Origin of the sequence: Azospirillum sp. B4, assembly GCF_000333275.1 — a bacterium.
Taxonomy (GTDB): domain Bacteria; phylum Pseudomonadota; class Alphaproteobacteria; order Azospirillales; family Azospirillaceae; genus Nitrospirillum.
Genome location: NZ_BACU01000579.1, coordinates 1 through 14,978, shown reverse-complemented (window position 1 = coordinate 14,978; position 14,978 = coordinate 1). Strand labels below are relative to the sequence as shown.

The following is a 14,978-nucleotide window of genomic DNA, read 5'->3' as shown; positions in this document are numbered from 1 at the left end:
CTGGGGCCGACGCTGGTGATCTATCTAGAAGGGGTTTGGTACACTTGCGCGACCACCACCGACNGTTGATGAAATTGTGAAGACTCATCTGGTGAGGGGCGGCCGGGTGGATCGGCTGATGCTATATCCGGATGAGAAAGTGCCGGCGCACCGCGCCCGCAAAGCCGCCGCCGCAGACTGACACCGTCCCCCATGTCTTCCCTCTACAGTACCGACACCATCTTCGCCCTGGCCTCCGCCCCCGGCCGGGGCGGGGTGCAGGTCGTCCGCCTGTCCGGCCCGGCGGCGGGTGCCTCCCTGTCCGCCCTGATGGGCCGGCCCCTGCCCCCGCCGCGCCGCGCCACCCTGGCCCGGCTGAAGGATGCGGGTGGGGAGGTGTTCGACCAGGCGCTGGTGCTGTGGTTCCCAGCACCAGGCAGCTTCACCGGGGAGGATGTGGCGGAGCTGCACCTGCACGGCGGCCGGGCGGTACTGACCGCCGCCAGCGAGGCGCTGACGGCGCAAGGCCTGCGGGTGGCGGAGCCGGGGGAATTCAGCCGCCGGGCCTTCGAGGCCGGAAAAATGGACCTGACGGAGGCGGAGGCCATCGCCGATTTGGTGGACGCGGAGACCGCGGCCCAGCGGCGCCAGGCCCTGCGCCAGATGGACGGCGCCCTGGGGGCGCTGTATGAGGGCTGGCGCCATCGCCTGGTGCGGGCCCTGGCCCATCTGGAGGCCGACATCGATTTCCCGGATGAGGATCTGCCGCACGGCCTGGCGCCGGCGGTGGTTCCCGTCCTGACCAGCCTGTACCAGGAGATTGGCGCCCACCTGGCCGACGGCCATCGCGGTGAGCGTCTGCGCGACGGCTTTTCCATCGCCATCCTGGGCGCGCCCAACGCCGGCAAGTCCAGCCTGCTGAACGCCTTGGCCCGGCGGGACGCGGCCATCGTCTCCTCCACCGCCGGCACCACCCGCGATGTCATCGAGGTGAACCTGGATTTGGGCGGCTTTCCCGTCCTGCTGGCCGATACCGCCGGCCTGCGCGATGCCGCCGATGAGATCGAGCGTGAGGGCATCCGCCGCGCCCTGGCCCGGGCGGAGAAGGCGGACCTGAAGCTGCTGGTTCTGGATTGTTCCACGTGGAACATCGGTGACGGGGCGGCGGCGACCCTGGCTCTGGCCGATGGCGACGCGCTGGTGGTGCTGAACAAGCGCGACCTGTGCACCCATGTGCCCGCCATGGTGGCGGGGCGTACCGCCGTCGCCGTGTCCGCCGCCACCGGCGAGGGCTTGGCGGAGCTGCTGGCCGTCCTGGAACGGATCGTGGCGGACCGCCTGATGCCGGGGTCCGCCCCCTCCCTCACCCGCGCCCGTCACCGCCAGGCGTTGGAGGAGTGCCGCGCCAGCCTGGCCCGCGCCTTGCGCGCCGACCTGCCGGAGCTGGCGGCCGAGGATGCCCGCCTGGCCGCCCGTGCCCTGGGCCGCATAACGGGGCGGGTGGACGTGGAAGACCTGCTGGATGTGATCTTCCGGGACTTCTGCATCGGCAAATGAAACAGCCGGCATTCGGATACCGATGTTTCACGTGAAACATCATGGCCGGCATCCCGTGGCGCCCTTTGACTCAGGCGCCCCCTGCCCCTAAAGTCCGGCGCCATGCATACCTATGACGTCATCGTGGTTGGCGCCGGCCATGCCGGCTGCGAAGCCGCCGCCGCCGCCGCGCGGCTGGGCGCCCGCACCGCCCTGTACACCCATCGCCTCGACACCGTTGGGGAGATGAGCTGCAACCCGGCCATCGGCGGCCTCGGCAAGGGCCACCTTGTCCGTGAGATCGACGCCATGGATGGCGTGATGGGCCGGGTGACCGATCGCGCCGGCATCCAGTTTCGCGTCCTGAACAAGTCCAAAGGCCCCGCCGTGCGCGGTCCCCGGGCCCAGGCGGACCGCAAGCTGTACCGCCAGGCCATGCAGGCCATCCTGGGTGAGCAGGAAAACCTGACCCTGGTGGCCGCCGCCGTCGAAGACCTGGTGATCGACGCCGGCGGCCGCGTGGCCGGCATCGTCACCGCCGCTGGTGAGACGGTGATGGCGGGGGCGGTGGTGCTGACCACCGGCACCTTCCTGCGCGGCCTGATCCACATCGGTGAGGAGAAAATCCCCGCCGGCCGTGTGGGTGAGGCGCCGGCCCTGGGCCTGTCCGACACCCTGATGCGCGTGGGCTTCCCGCTGGGGCGTCTCAAGACTGGCACGCCGCCGCGCCTGGATGGCCGCACCATCGACTGGGCGGCCCTGGAGGTGCAGCCGGGCGATGATCCGCCGCCGCCGTTCTCCTACCTGACCGACAGGATCACCACGCCGCAGCTGCCGTGCCACATCACCTGGACCAGCGCCCGTGTGCATGAGGTGATTCGCGCCAACCTGCACCGCGCGCCCATGTATTCCGGGCAGATCGAGGGCATCGGCCCGCGCTATTGCCCGTCGGTGGAGGACAAGATCGTCCGCTTCGCCGACAAGGAACGGCACCAGATCTTCCTGGAGCCGGAAGGCCTGGACGACGACACCATCTATCCCAACGGCATCTCCACCTCCCTGCCCCGTGACGTGCAGCTGGAGATTCTGAAGGCGATTCCGGGGCTGGAGCATGTCACCATGCTGCGGCCCGGCTATGCCATTGAGTACGACTATGTCGACCCACGGGAGCTGGGACCAACCTTGGAGACCCGTCGCCTGCCCCGCCTGTTCCTGGCTGGGCAGATCAACGGCACCACCGGGTATGAGGAGGCGGCGGCCCAGGGCCTGGTGGCCGGGCTGAACGCCGCCCTGGCCGTGTCCGGTTCCGCGCCCTTCGTGCTGGACCGCGCCGAATCCTACATCGGGGTGATGATCGACGACCTGATCACCCGGGGCACGTCGGAGCCCTACCGCATGTTCACCAGCCGGGCGGAGTACCGCTTGCTGCTGCGCGCCGACAATGCCGACCAGCGCCTGACACCGCGCGGCCTGTCGCTGGGCTGCGTGGGAGAGGCGCGCGCGGCGGCTTTTGGCGCCAAGCTGGCGGCCCTGGACCATGCGCGCGGCCTGGCCACCACCCTGTCGGCCACGCCCAATGAGCTGGCCAGGCACGGCCTGACCATCAACCAGGACGGTGTGCGCCGAAGCGTGGCCGACCTGCTGCGCTATCCCGACATTGACCTGGCGCGCCTCGGCGCCATCTGGCCGGAGCTGAACGGCTTTTCCCCGGAGATCGCCGAACAGGTGGAGATCGATGGCCGTTATGCCGGTTATCTCGACCGGCAGGAGGCTGATATCCGCGCCTTCCGCCGCGATGAGGCCCTGGCCCTGCCCGCCGACCTGGATGTGGATGCCATCGCCTCGCTGTCGGCGGAAATCCGCACCAAGCTGCGCCAGGTGCGGCCGGCGACGCTGGGGGCGGCCGCCCGCATCCCCGGCATGACGCCCGCCGCCCTGACCGCCCTGCTGCGCCATGTGAAGAAGCGGCCCGCCCGCTCCGCCCATGGGTTGGCCAACACCGACGACGCGACGAGTGCCGCATGACCCTTGCCGATTTCGCCACCCGGTTCGGTGTTTCACGTGAAACACTGGACCGGCTCACCGTCTATGCCCAACTGCTGGCCAAGTGGAACCCCGCCATCAACCTGGTGGCCAAGTCCACCGTGGCCGATGTCTGGGAACGCCACATGGCCGACAGCGCCCAGCTGTACGCCCTGCTGCCGCCCGGCACGCGCACACAGGTGGACATGGGCAGCGGCGCCGGCTTCCCCGGCCTGGTCATGGCCATCCTGGGCGTGCCCGATGTCCATATGATCGAGAGCGACACGCGCAAGGCCACCTTCCTGCGGGAGGTGGCGCGGGCCACGGGCACCGCCGTGACCGTGCACGCCCAGCGCATAGAGCAGGCGCCGGAGATCGTGGCCGACGTGGTCACCGCCCGCGCCCTGGCGGCCTTGCCGGAGCTGCTGGACTGGGGTCATCGCTTCCTGAAGCCGGGCGGCCAGTGCCTCTTCCTGAAGGGCAGGACCGCCCCCGAGGAATTGACCCTCGCCGCCCAATCCTGGACAATGACCGTCTCCCAAGTCCCCAGCGTGACGGACCCGTCGGGGACCATCCTTATCCTTGGTGAGATCGCCCGTGCCCGCTGACGCCCCCACCCTCGCGCCCAAGCGTGCGCGCATCCTGGCCCTTGCCAATCAGAAGGGCGGCGTGGGCAAGACCACGACCACCATCAACCTGGGTACGGCCCTGGCGGCCACCGGCAAGCGTGTGCTGATCGTGGACAACGATCCCCAGGGCAACGCCTCCACCGGCCTGGGCATCGGCCGGACGGAACGCGGCACCGGCACCTATGAGCTGCTGTTCGGGGAAACCACGGTGGCGGACTCGGTGCGCGGCACCAGCATCCCCAAGCTGTTCGTGGTGACGGCGACCGCCGACCTGTCGGGTGCCGAGCTGGAATTGGTGGAGCTTGAGCGCCGCGAATTCCGCCTGCGCGACGCCCTGGCCGGTGTCGCCGCCGACTATGACTATATCTTGATCGATTGCCCACCAGCCCTGGGGTTGCTGACCCTGAACGCCCTGGCGGCGGCCGATTCGGTGCTGGTGCCGCTGCAGTGCGAGTTCTACGCGCTGGAGGGGTTGTCGCAGCTGATCCGCACCATCGAGCGGGTGAAGCGCACCTTCAACCCCGCCTTGGAAATCCAGGGCGTGGTGCTGACCATGTTCGACCGGCGCAACAACCTGTCCGACATGGTGGCCGCCGACGTGCGCGGCTTCTTCGGTGAAAAAGTGTACGAGACGGTCATTCCCCGCAATGTCCGCGTCTCGGAGGCCCCCAGCCACGGCAAGCCCGTGCTGCTCTACGACCTGAAGTCGGCGGGGGCGCAGGCTTATATTCATTTGGCGGGAGAGGTTCTGAAGCGTGAGCGTAACCGGCAGTCAGCCCATGGATGAGATGAAGAAGCGCAGCAACCTGGGGCGCGGCCTGTCCGCGCTGTTCGCGGAGGTGGCCGGCGAGCAGGAGCCGGTGGAGAAGGGCCGCCCGCCCCGCACCCTGCCCATCGAACTGCTGCATCCCGGCCGCTACCAGCCCCGCCGCCATTTCGATGAGGAGGCCATCCGCAGCCTGGTGGACAGCGTCCGCGAACGCGGCGTGCTGCAGCCCATCCTGGTGCGCAAGGTTGAAGAGGCGGCACCCGGCGGCAACGCCCGTTATGAGATCATCGCGGGGGAGCGCCGCTGGCGCGCGGCCCAACTGGCCGGCCTGCATGAGGTGCCGGTGGTGGTGCGGTCGCTGACCGACCGCGAGGCCCTGGAAATCGCGCTGGTGGAGAACATCCAGCGCCAGGACCTGACGCCCCTGGAAGAGGCCGAGGGCTTCCAGCGCCTGATGGAGGAGTTCAGCCACACGCAGGAGGACCTGGCCCGCGCCGTGGGCAAGAGCCGCAGCCACGTGGCCAACATGCTGCGCCTGCTGTCCCTGCCCGACGCCGTGAAGGCCCTGGTGCAGGACGGCAGCCTGACCATGGGCCACGCCCGCGCCTTGCTGACCGCGGCCGACCCGCTGGCGCTGGCGCGTGAGGTGGTGAAGCGCGGCCTGAACGTCCGCCAGACGGAACAGCTGGTGAAGGACGCCGCCAATCCAGCCACCCGCCCCGCCCCGGCGCCCAAGACGGCGGACACCCTGGCCCTGGAAAAGGAACTGGCGGCCGAACTGGGCCTGAAGGTGGCGCTGAAGACCAAGGGCCAGGCCGGCAGCCTGACCGTGCACTACACCAATTTGGATCAGCTCGACACCATCCTCGCCCGGCTGAAGCATTCCTAAGCGGACGCGGCAAATGAGAAAACGCCGTCAGTGACAGCACTGACGGCGTTTCTTTTGACGTTTTATGCTTGATGTCCGGCCTTAGCCGCTGGTGCCCACGCTGTTGAACGGGCCCAGCGCCACCCTGACCCAGGCCGCGACGAGACTCTGGTCCTGGGGCGGCAGGCTGGTGCTTTGGTCGCAGACGTCGTCGTAGGCGAAGGCATAGGCCAAGCCGTTGGCGCTGATCTGGTGGAAATAGGACGCCCAGGGATTGAAGGCGGTGCCGGTGGTATAGAAGCCACCGGCCTGGCAGGCGCAGTTGACGTCCGTCATCGACGTGGCGACGATACCGTCGTTGTTGATGACCGTGCCCCGGTTGAAGGCCGCCGCCAGTATCTTGCCGACGTTCTTCTGCGCCGCGCCGCCTGTGGCCAAGGCGCCATCGCACTGCCAGATTTCATTGGAGGTGACGGCATTGGCATCGCCTGTCAGGAAGAAGGCCAGCGCGGGCGGCTGGTCGGAACTCAAGGCGGTCGCCAGATCCTGCATCGTGGCGTAGTTGCCGGTGTAGAAGGCCAGCGCGCCCGCCGGGTAGCCTGTCGGCGGCGTGATGGTGACCGGCCCGCTGGTGGGAAACACCACGCCGGTGAACGATCCACTGGCGAGATCGGTCACCACCAGGGGCGTCCCCTGCCAGGTGGTGTAGGCGGTGGCGATAGTCGCGTCGTAGTAGCTCGCCAGGCCGGTTCCCGCACCGCTCATCTCATCGGGCGATAGCGCGCGCAGATAGCTGGTGCCCGCCGGATAGGCCGCCGCGGCCGCCGTGGGCACGGGAACCGTCATCCCGGTGTTGAACGGGGCCGGCCAGGTGTTCAAAGCATCCAGGATCTGGGTCCGGGAGGTGGTCAACGGTCCCATCAGCGGCATGGGGACGCCATCGATCGTTCCCGCGCTGAGATAGAGCGGGAAGCCGAACTGGTTCACCTGGGTGGTGTTGCCGTCGAAATTGCCCTCGCTGTCATAGGAGAACTCGATCCAATCGAACAGGGTCAGCGATCCGCCAACGCCCGTCCCATTGCCGAATACCGGAGCCGCATAGCCGATGACATCGCCGGATTTATTGGTCAGGACCGTGAACGGCAGCTTGGGCACGCCCACCGAAACATAGATGCGGCCGCTGAAGGCCTGCGTTCCGGTGCCCAGGCTGGGGATCGTGGTCGTGTTGATGTTACCCAGGCATAGGATCAGGTTGGAAAAGACGGAGACGGGAATGCTCCAGTCCGCCCAGGTGAGCGGGTAATTGGCCGCCAGGGCGGATTGCGCCGCCAGCGGCAGGGCATCCATGCCGGGGAAGGTCCCCGCCGTCTGGGTGTTGTCCGATGCCGCCATCAACTGCGGGGTGAAATCCTGGTCCAGATAATAGTACTGGTTCCCGCCAGGGGCCTGGATCAGGCCGATCACATAGAAATAGACCGGTGTGTCGTCGGGCAGGTCGGTCTGCGTCAGGTCGAGGATCAGCTGAGCCTCGGGAACGCCCCCGGGGCTGGTCGCCGCGTTCGTCATGGTAGTCTCCATGGGGGTAGTCTTTAACTACGATCTATGGATCGCCCATGGCCGCACGCATCCGATCGACCCGAACCGAGTCGCGGAAAAAAATGAATAGAATGCCAGAAATGGCGCGGCGGTCAGGGCAAAAGGGTATTTCGCATCCTTTTGATGCTCTTCCCGCACAGCGTGCATCACCCACTAATACGGTATTCCCCACACCCTGTAAACGAAGGAGTTACCACTCCATCGTGGCCGTGACTGTGGGGGATCAGCCGCCCGACCGCCGCGCCAGCTGCGCCACCTGGAAGAAGGCGCGGGCGCACAGGGTCTCGTCCGGCATGTTGGTGCGCTTGCAGTCGGCCTCGGCGTCCATCAGGCGGTCCAGCGCCAGGGCCAGGTTGGGCAGGGTCCAGCGGCGCACCTGGTTGGTGATCTGGTTTTCCATCTTGAAGAACACCGGCGGACGCAGGGCCTTCACCGCCTGCTGCGCCGTGTGCCCCCGGGTGGTGTGGTAGACGGCCATCTGCAGGCGTTGGAAATGGCGCTGGGCGCTGCGCAGGATGGGCACGGGGCTGGTCCCTTCCCCGAACAGACGGCCCAGCGCCCGGTCGATGCTGGCCAGATCGCCATCGGCGGCGGCCAGGGCCGGCTCATCCATGTCCAGGGCGGCGCTGTCGCCGATGACGGTGCGCACGTCGTCCAGCGTCACCCGGCTGCCGCCCATCATGTAGATGGCCAGCTTGTCCACCTCTCCCCGCGCCACGGCCCGGTCGCCCACCAGGTTGGCGGCCAGCCAGTCGCGGGCGTCGGTGTCGATGGTCAGCTTGTGCTCGCCCAGGATGCGGCCGATGGTGACCGCCAGCTCCCCCTCCTCCTCGACATAGCAGGCGATGGCCGCCGCCTTGTCATCCGACTCGAACAGGGCGCGCAGCTTGGAGGATTTGCCCAGGTCGCCCGCCTCCACCACGCACAGGGTGTCGCTATTGGGCGGTTGCTTCAGCAGGGACTGGAAGGCCACGGTGACGGACTCGTCGGCGTCGCGCACCCGTACCAGCCGGCGGCCGCTGGTCATGGCGATGGCCGCCATCTCGTCGTTCAGGCGGGCGCCGTCGCCGCTGATCGCGTCGGCCTTCAGATCGCTGACGCGAAACGGATCCTTCAGGTCGTCGACGATGGCGCGGGACAGGACCTGGGCGCGTTCCCGCACTAGGCCGGTGTCGGGGCCGTAGACCAGCACGGCGACGATGCCGGCGTCGGGGCGCCTGCAGAAGCCGTCGGCGTTGCGGGGCTGGACCTTCAAGGACGCCTCCCGGAAACGCGTGGGGCTCCCAACCGGGGAATCCCACGCCAACCGATTGAGAATAATGGAAACTTAGAGCGGAACGCGATCAGGTGGACTCGCCTGATCGTGTAGATCCGCTCTATCATGAACAGGTTACGAGCGGAACGCGATCACGTGTGATCGCATCCCGCTCTAGGGTGCGGTACCGGCCGGCTGGACCACCGCGCCCCGGTCGAAATACAGCGCCAGGCGCGTGGTGATCTCCTCCGCCACCTCGGTCAGGGCGCGGTCGTAAGCGTCCTGTTCCGTCACCATGGTGGAGTACTGCGCCTCGGAGATGTCGTAGCTGACGATGGCCCGGCTGGAGGTGCGGTACAGCGTCTTGTTGGTCTTGGCGTCGATCAGCTGGTAATCGGCCAGGACGTGCAGACGGGCGCGGGTGGCGGTGGCGTCGCGCTGGATGCCTAGGTCTTCCTTGGAGGAGCGCAGCACCACGGTCAGGCGGTAATCGGCCTTAAGGGGCCGGCCACGGTCCTGATAGAACCGGTCGATCAGATTGTTGCGCAGGATCTGGCCGATGCGGTCGGGGATGATGTCGATCGACACCGACGACAGCTGCGCCAGCGTGGACGGCTTGCCCGACAGGCCACGGTCGCCATAAACGGTGTGGAAGCCGCAGGCGGACAGGGCCAGGGGCCCCGCCACCAGCAGCATACCCGTGACCGTCCGGCGGAGCACGGCCTTCAGGCCGCGATCACACGACAACATTGATCACCCGGTTGGGTACAACGATGACCTTGCGCACGGGCTTTCCCTCCAGGGCGCGCTGCACGTTGGGCTCCGCCAGGGCCAGCGCCTCGGCCTCTTCCTTGGCGATGTCCTTGGGCAGGTGCAGGGTGGCGCGCAGCTTGCCGTTCACCTGCACCGCCACGGTGGCGGTGTCCTCGGTGGCCAGCGCCGCGTCCGCCACCGGCCAGACCGAGTCGACCAGCAGGGTGTCATGACCCAGCACGGACCACAACTCTTCCGCCAGGTGCGGCATCATCGGGCCGATCAGGCGCACCAGCACCTCCAGCCCCTCACGCAGCACCGCCGCGTCACCCTCCTGGATGTTGTGGGCATCCGCCCCGGCCTTGCCGTCCAGCTTCTCCAGCGCGTTGGACAGCTCGCGGATGCGGGCCACCGCCTTGTTGAAGCGGAAGCGCTCCAGATCCTCGCCGATGGCGGCCACGGTCTTGTGCACCATGCGGCGCGCGTCGGTCGCCAGGGGCGACAGGTCGGCCGGGATGGGGGTGCCGGCGGGCGGCAGGGCCACCGACGGCTCCGTCACCAGGCGCCACAGGCGGTTGATGAAGCGCCAGGCGCCGTCGATGCCGGCCTCGGTCCATTCCAGGTCGCGGTCCGGCGGGCTGTCGGACAGCATGAACAGGCGGGCGGCGTCGGCGCCATAGGTGTCGATGATATGCGCCGGGTCCACCACGTTCTTCTTGGACTTCGACATCTTGATGATGGGGCCGACGGTCACCGGGCCGCCGCCCTCGCGCTGCACCGACTGGCCGTCCACCACCTCCACATCCGCCGGCAGCAGCCACTTGCCCTCGGCGTCCTGGTAGGTGGCATGGGTCACCATGCCCTGGGTGAACAGGCCCTCGAACGGTTCCTTCAGGTCGGTGTAGCCGACGTGGGACAGGGCGCGGGTCCAGAAACGGGCGTACAGCAGGTGCAGCACCGCGTGTTCGATGCCGCCGATGTACTGGTCGACCGGCAGCCAGTAGGCGGCTTCGTCCCGGTTGAAGGCCTGGTCCTCGACCCGGGGGCTGGCGAAGCGCAGGAAATACCAGCTCGACTCGATGAAGGTATCGAAGGTGTCGGTCTCACGCTGGGCCGCGGTGCCGCAGGTGGGGCAGTTCACGTGCTTCCAGGTGGGGTGGCGGGCCAGCGGGTTGCCCGGCTGGTCGAAGGTCACATCCTCCGGCAGCGTCACCGGCAGCTGGTCCTCCGGCACCGGCACCAGGCCGCAGCTGGGGCAGTGGATGACCGGGATCGGACAGCCCCAATAGCGCTGGCGCGACACGCCCCAGTCGCGCAGGCGGAAGATGGTGGTGCGCTGGCCGCGGCCCAGGGCTTCCACCCGCTCACCGGCCGCCTGCTTGGCGGTCTCCACGTCCATGCCGTCCAGGAACTGTGAATTGCGCAGGACGCCGGGGCCCGTGTAAGCCTCGGTGCCCACGTCGAAGGTGGTGGGGTCTTCCCCCTCGGGCACCACCACGGGGGTGACCTTCAGGCCGTACTTGCGGGCGAAATCCAGGTCGCGCTGGTCGTGCGCCGGGCAGCCGAAGATGGCGCCGGTGCCGTATTCCATCAGCACGAAGTTGGCGATGTAGACCGGCAGCTTCCAGCCGGGAACGAAGGGGTGCTCCGCCGTGATGCCGGTGTCATAGCCCTTCTTCTCCGCCGTCTCGATCGCCTCTTCCGAGGTGCCGACGCGGTTGCAGTCGGCGATGAACTCGGCCACGGCCGGGTTCGTCTCCGCCAGCGCCTGGGCGATGGGATGGTTGGGGGAGATGCCGACGAAGCTGGCGCCGAACAGGGTGTCGGGCCGGGTGGTGAACACTTCGACATCAGATTCCGTTGGGGTGCCGGCCGGGGCGGTCAGCTGGAAGCGGAAGCGCAGGCCGGTGGACTTGCCGATCCAGTTCTCCTGCATGATCCGCACTTTTTCCGGCCAGCGGTCCAGCGTGGCCAGGGCCGACAGCAGCTCGTCGGCGAAGTGCGTGATCTTCAGGAACCACTGCGACAGCTTGCGCTTTTCCACCAGCGCGCCGGTGCGCCAGCCGCGGCCGTCCACCACCTGCTCATTGGCCAGCACGGTGTTGTCCACGGGGTCCCAGTTGACCCAGCTTTCCTTGCGGTAGGCCAGGCCGGCCTTCAGGAAGTCCAGGAACATCTTCTGCTCATGCCGGTAATATTCCGGCCGGCAGGTCGCGATCTCGCGGGTCCAGTCGATGGCCAGGCCCATGGACTGCAACTGGCCACGCATGGTGGCAATGTTCTCGTAGGTCCACTTGCCCGGGTGGGTGTTCCGCTCCAGGGCGGCGTTCTCCGCCGGCAGGCCGAAGGCGTCCCAGCCCATGGGATGCAGGACGTTGAAGCCCTTCGCCCGCTTGTAGCGGGCGATCACGTCGCCGATGGTGTAGTTGCGGACGTGGCCCATGTGGATGCGCCCCGAGGGATAGGGGAACATCTCCAGGACGAAATACTTCGGCCGGGCAGGGTCCGCGGACACGGCGAAGCTGTTCCGGTCGGCCCAGGCCGACTGCCACTTCGCCTCGTTTTCCCTGACATTGTACCGGGACATGGAAAAACCGCCTTCTCTCAGGTGTCGCGCCGGCCATCAGCCTGAAATGGCCGGGGCGTCACCCCCTCCCGGCAAGTCGCCGGGCAGTTGCAAGAGGAGACAGTCGCCCGCCGGCGATGGGTCAGCTTACTTCGGGGGCTGCTGGGCGATGCGCAGCTGGCGCGCCCGGGTGAGGACGGTGTCCTCAAGCTGGGTGTTGGTTTCGGCGGCCACGGTGGCGTCGCGCCACTGGCCGTTCTGGTCGACCTGGCGGAACACGGTCACGCGCACGCCGTCGGCGCGCAGCGTGCTGTCCAGGACATACAGGTTCAGCTTGAAGCGCTCACCCGGGGTGCTGGGCGGGCTGTACCAGTCGGTGATGATCACGCCGGTGTAGGGGTCGGCCGAGATCAGCGGCAGGAAGCCGACGGTGTCCAGCGACGCGCGCCACAGGAAGGCGTTGACCGTCGGTCCCACGGCCTGCACGGCGGTGTTGGACGTACCGACCGGACCCGAGGTGTTCTGGCGCATCAGGATGGAGACGGGCTTGACGGGCTTGCCGCTGTCGTCGTCATCGCCCCAGCCCAGCCAGGAACAAGCGGACGTGGAAAGCAGAAGTCCGGCAACCAGGAGGGAGCGGCCAATGATAAAAGCGGAGCGCGACGGCATGTGATTGTCACCCAGGGTCACGAGAACGGTTCCTTAGATCAAAAAAGCCGCTGGGACGCAAGGCCGGCCAAGTGGACATTCACTCGGACAGGCCGCTGGCGCGGCGCGGCAAAGGGCGGCAGGTGGCGGACGGAAGGCTAGAAACGGAATTCTATCACGCCCGTGGCCACGTTACCTGTCGGGTGCCGGCCCGCCGTCGTCACCGTCGGGTTGCCGGCGTCCAGGTCGGCCGCCCAGCGGATGAGGTCCAGGCCCAGGGTGGTGTCGGACCGCACCTTCCACGACAGGCCCAGGCCGTACGCCTGATAGACGGTCCAATGTTCCGTCTCGCTGGCGTGCCAGAACAGGGTCAGGCCATAGGGGCCGTTCTCATACGTGCCTTGCAGCGTGGCGCCCTTGGTGCCGCTGGCGGCGCCGGACGGCCGGTCGCGCGCCAGGCCGCTGTCACCGTCGTCGAACAGCACGGCGCCCACGGTGAAGCCGCCGTAGGTCAGGCCGCCGGCCAGGGTGACGGTGGAGGTGTCCTCCAGCCAGCCATGGGCGGCGTCGGCATGGGCGTAGGCCAGGCCCGCCTCATACTGCACGGGGCCCCAGTCGCCGCGATAGTTGGCGCCCCCTTCCCAGAAGTTGGTTTCCGCCGGGATGGCGTACGGCGCGACGATGTCCTGGCCAAAGGCCCGGCGCTCCGGCGCGAAGGAGGCGCCGAGCTTCAGGCCGAACAGGCGCGGCGTCTCGTAATCCACCTTGGCGGCGTCGTCGCTGTCGCGCCCTGCATAAGCGCGGCCCAGCGCCATGGCGGGCGGCCGCACCCGGGCGCCCTGTGTCCAGAACCCGTCCATCTCCCCGCCCACCAGCAAGGGCAGCAGGTCGGTCGCCCGCTCCGCCGCGCCCCAGCTCTGGCCCAGGCGCGCCTTGCCCCAGCCGCCGGAGGCGTAGACGTAGGCCTGGTCGATGCCGATCTTGTCGGCGTTGCCCGGCCGGTCGGTGCTGCGCCCGGTGTTGCCGGAGCCGACGCGCAGGGCGGCGCCATAGGTGACGCCGCCGTCGGTCACCGTCTCCACACCGCCGGTGACGGCATAGGCGCCGAAGGGATCCCAGTGGGCGTTGCCCGCCGCCGGCGTGTCCGTGCCCACCACACCGCCTTGGGCCACCCCCGACAGGTGATAGTCCACGCCGGCCCGGGCGGCGCCCAAGGGGGCCAGCAGGGGGACCAGCAGGGCGCCCAACGTGATGGACGCGGCACGAGGTGTCGGCAGGCGGCGGCTCATGGAATGATCATCCCTGTCCTGGTCGAGGGGCCTTGGTCGAAGCGGCGGACAACTCATATAGGGGGCGGCCGACGATACGGGAGCCTTGCCTTGCCCGCCCCGGCGGGAGGAAAGTCGCGCCCATGCCCGGACGACAACCCGCCTGGGGCACGCTTTACCGTTGATCCCCTCCGCACACAACCGCCCAGACACAACCCCGGCCCCCTCATGACCCGCGCCAGCAAGCCCCCCGCCCCGCCCGCCCCGCCCGCCGACGCCGACATCGCCACGCGGTTCGCCACCGTGCGGGGCGTCATCACGGCTGCCGCCCAGGCGGTGGACCGCGACCCGGCGGCCGTGACCCTGGTGGCCGTGTCCAAGGTGCAGCCGGTGGAGAAGATCCGGGCGGCGCTGGACGCCGGCCAGCGGGTATTCGGTGAGAACCGGGTGCAGGAGGCCAAGGCCAAGTGGACGGACCTGAAGGCCGAATATCCGGACGTGGAACTGCACCTGATCGGCCCGCTGCAGACCAACAAGGTGAAGGACGCCGTGACCCTGTTCGACGTCATCCAGACGGTGGACCGCCCCCGCCTGGCCGAGGCGCTGGCGGCGGAGGGCAAGCGCCAGGGCCGCCTGCCCCGCCTGCTGGTGGAGGTGAACACGGGCGAGGAGCCGCAGAAGGCCGGCATCGCCCCGGCGGACGTGCCGGATTTCCTGGCCGCGTGCCGCGACACCCACGGGCTGGCCATCGCCGGCCTGATGGCCATCCCGCCGGCGGAGGAAGAGCCGGCCATGCATTTCGCCCTGCTGGCCGACCTGGCGCGCAAGGCCGGCCTGGCCGAAGTCTCCATGGGCATGAGCGGCGACTATGACCTGGCGGTGCGCCTGGGGGCGACCCAGGTGCGGGTGGGCACCGCCCTGTTCGGGGAGCGGGTGAAACCGGCCCATGAAGGCGCCCATGAGGGTGTGGAGGCGGGTGAAGGCTAAAGTTTTTCCGGAAACCTCAGCCGGGGACGGGGCACAAAAAAAGGCGCTTGCCGTGGGGCCCGTGTCTCTATATGGTCCGCCCCATTCCGACGGAGGGGTGGC

At 68.4% G+C, this 14,978-nt stretch carries 12 protein-coding genes; 6 read left to right on the top strand and 6 right to left on the bottom strand.

The features are described 5' to 3' along the window. Window positions 1–192: 192 nt before the first annotated feature. From mnmE to I55_RS26130, 5 genes are all read left to right on the top strand, one after another. Complete coding sequence (gene mnmE, locus I55_RS26150; RefSeq protein WP_044563660.1) at window positions 193–1,536, top strand: tRNA uridine-5-carboxymethylaminomethyl(34) synthesis GTPase MnmE; 1,344 nt, start codon at window positions 193–195, stop codon at window positions 1,534–1,536. A 102-nt stretch (window positions 1,537–1,638) separates the two neighbouring features. Further along, window positions 1,639–3,540: a tRNA uridine-5-carboxymethylaminomethyl(34) synthesis enzyme MnmG gene (gene mnmG, locus I55_RS26145; protein WP_044563659.1), complete on the top strand. Its 1,902-nt coding sequence runs from the start codon at window positions 1,639–1,641 to the stop codon at window positions 3,538–3,540. Continuing rightward, a complete protein-coding gene (rsmG, locus tag I55_RS26140) occupies window positions 3,537–4,145 on the top strand; it encodes a 16S rRNA (guanine(527)-N(7))-methyltransferase RsmG (protein ID WP_044563658.1) in 609 nt (202 codons plus the stop codon). Before mnmG ends, rsmG begins: the two co-directional genes overlap by 4 nt. Beyond that, entirely contained in the window at window positions 4,135–4,953 is an 819-nt protein-coding gene (locus I55_RS26135; RefSeq protein ID WP_044563657.1) for a ParA family protein, read from the top strand. Before rsmG ends, I55_RS26135 begins: the two co-directional genes overlap by 11 nt. Continuing rightward, window positions 4,946–5,824: a ParB/RepB/Spo0J family partition protein gene (locus I55_RS26130; RefSeq protein ID WP_044563656.1), complete on the top strand. Its 879-nt coding sequence runs from the start codon at window positions 4,946–4,948 to the stop codon at window positions 5,822–5,824. Before I55_RS26135 ends, I55_RS26130 begins: the two co-directional genes overlap by 8 nt. 81 nt (window positions 5,825–5,905) lie before the next feature. Here the strand turns inward: I55_RS26130 and I55_RS26125 are convergent, their stop codons facing one another. From I55_RS26125 to I55_RS26100, 6 genes are all read right to left on the bottom strand, one after another. Then, the gene (locus I55_RS26125) at window positions 5,906–7,369 is read right to left on the bottom strand and encodes a beta-1,3-glucanase family protein (protein ID WP_049974508.1); all 1,464 of its coding nucleotides are present in this window, start codon (window positions 7,367–7,369) and stop codon (window positions 5,906–5,908) included. A gap of 253 nt (window positions 7,370–7,622) precedes the next feature. Beyond that, a complete protein-coding gene (holA, locus tag I55_RS26120; protein WP_044563655.1) occupies window positions 7,623–8,654 on the bottom strand; it encodes a DNA polymerase III subunit delta in 1,032 nt (343 codons plus the stop codon). Window positions 8,655–8,828: 174 nt separating this feature from the next. Continuing rightward, window positions 8,829–9,404 (bottom strand): LPS assembly lipoprotein LptE, encoded by a 576-nt coding sequence (gene lptE / locus I55_RS26115; protein WP_044563654.1) that lies wholly within the window; start codon window positions 9,402–9,404, stop codon window positions 8,829–8,831. Further along, entirely contained in the window at window positions 9,391–11,994 is a 2,604-nt protein-coding gene (leuS, locus tag I55_RS26110) for a leucine--tRNA ligase (RefSeq protein WP_044563653.1), read from the bottom strand. The genes lptE and leuS overlap by 14 nt, the downstream gene beginning before the upstream one ends. Window positions 11,995–12,120: 126 nt before the next feature. Continuing rightward, entirely contained in the window at window positions 12,121–12,663 is a 543-nt protein-coding gene (locus tag I55_RS26105; protein WP_049974507.1) for a DUF3576 domain-containing protein, read from the bottom strand. 116 nt (window positions 12,664–12,779) lie between these two features. Beyond that, window positions 12,780–13,910 carry a porin gene (locus I55_RS26100; RefSeq protein ID WP_044563652.1) on the bottom strand — a complete coding sequence of 377 codons (1,131 nt, stop codon included), beginning with the start codon at window positions 13,908–13,910 and terminating at the stop codon, window positions 12,780–12,782. A 207-nt stretch (window positions 13,911–14,117) separates the two neighbouring features. On the opposite strand from I55_RS26100, the gene I55_RS26095 reads away from it, so the two are divergent. Beyond that, on the top strand, window positions 14,118–14,876 hold the full coding sequence (locus I55_RS26095; protein WP_083901447.1) for a YggS family pyridoxal phosphate-dependent enzyme: 759 nt from the start codon (window positions 14,118–14,120) through the stop codon (window positions 14,874–14,876). Window positions 14,877–14,978: the final 102 nt, after the last annotated feature.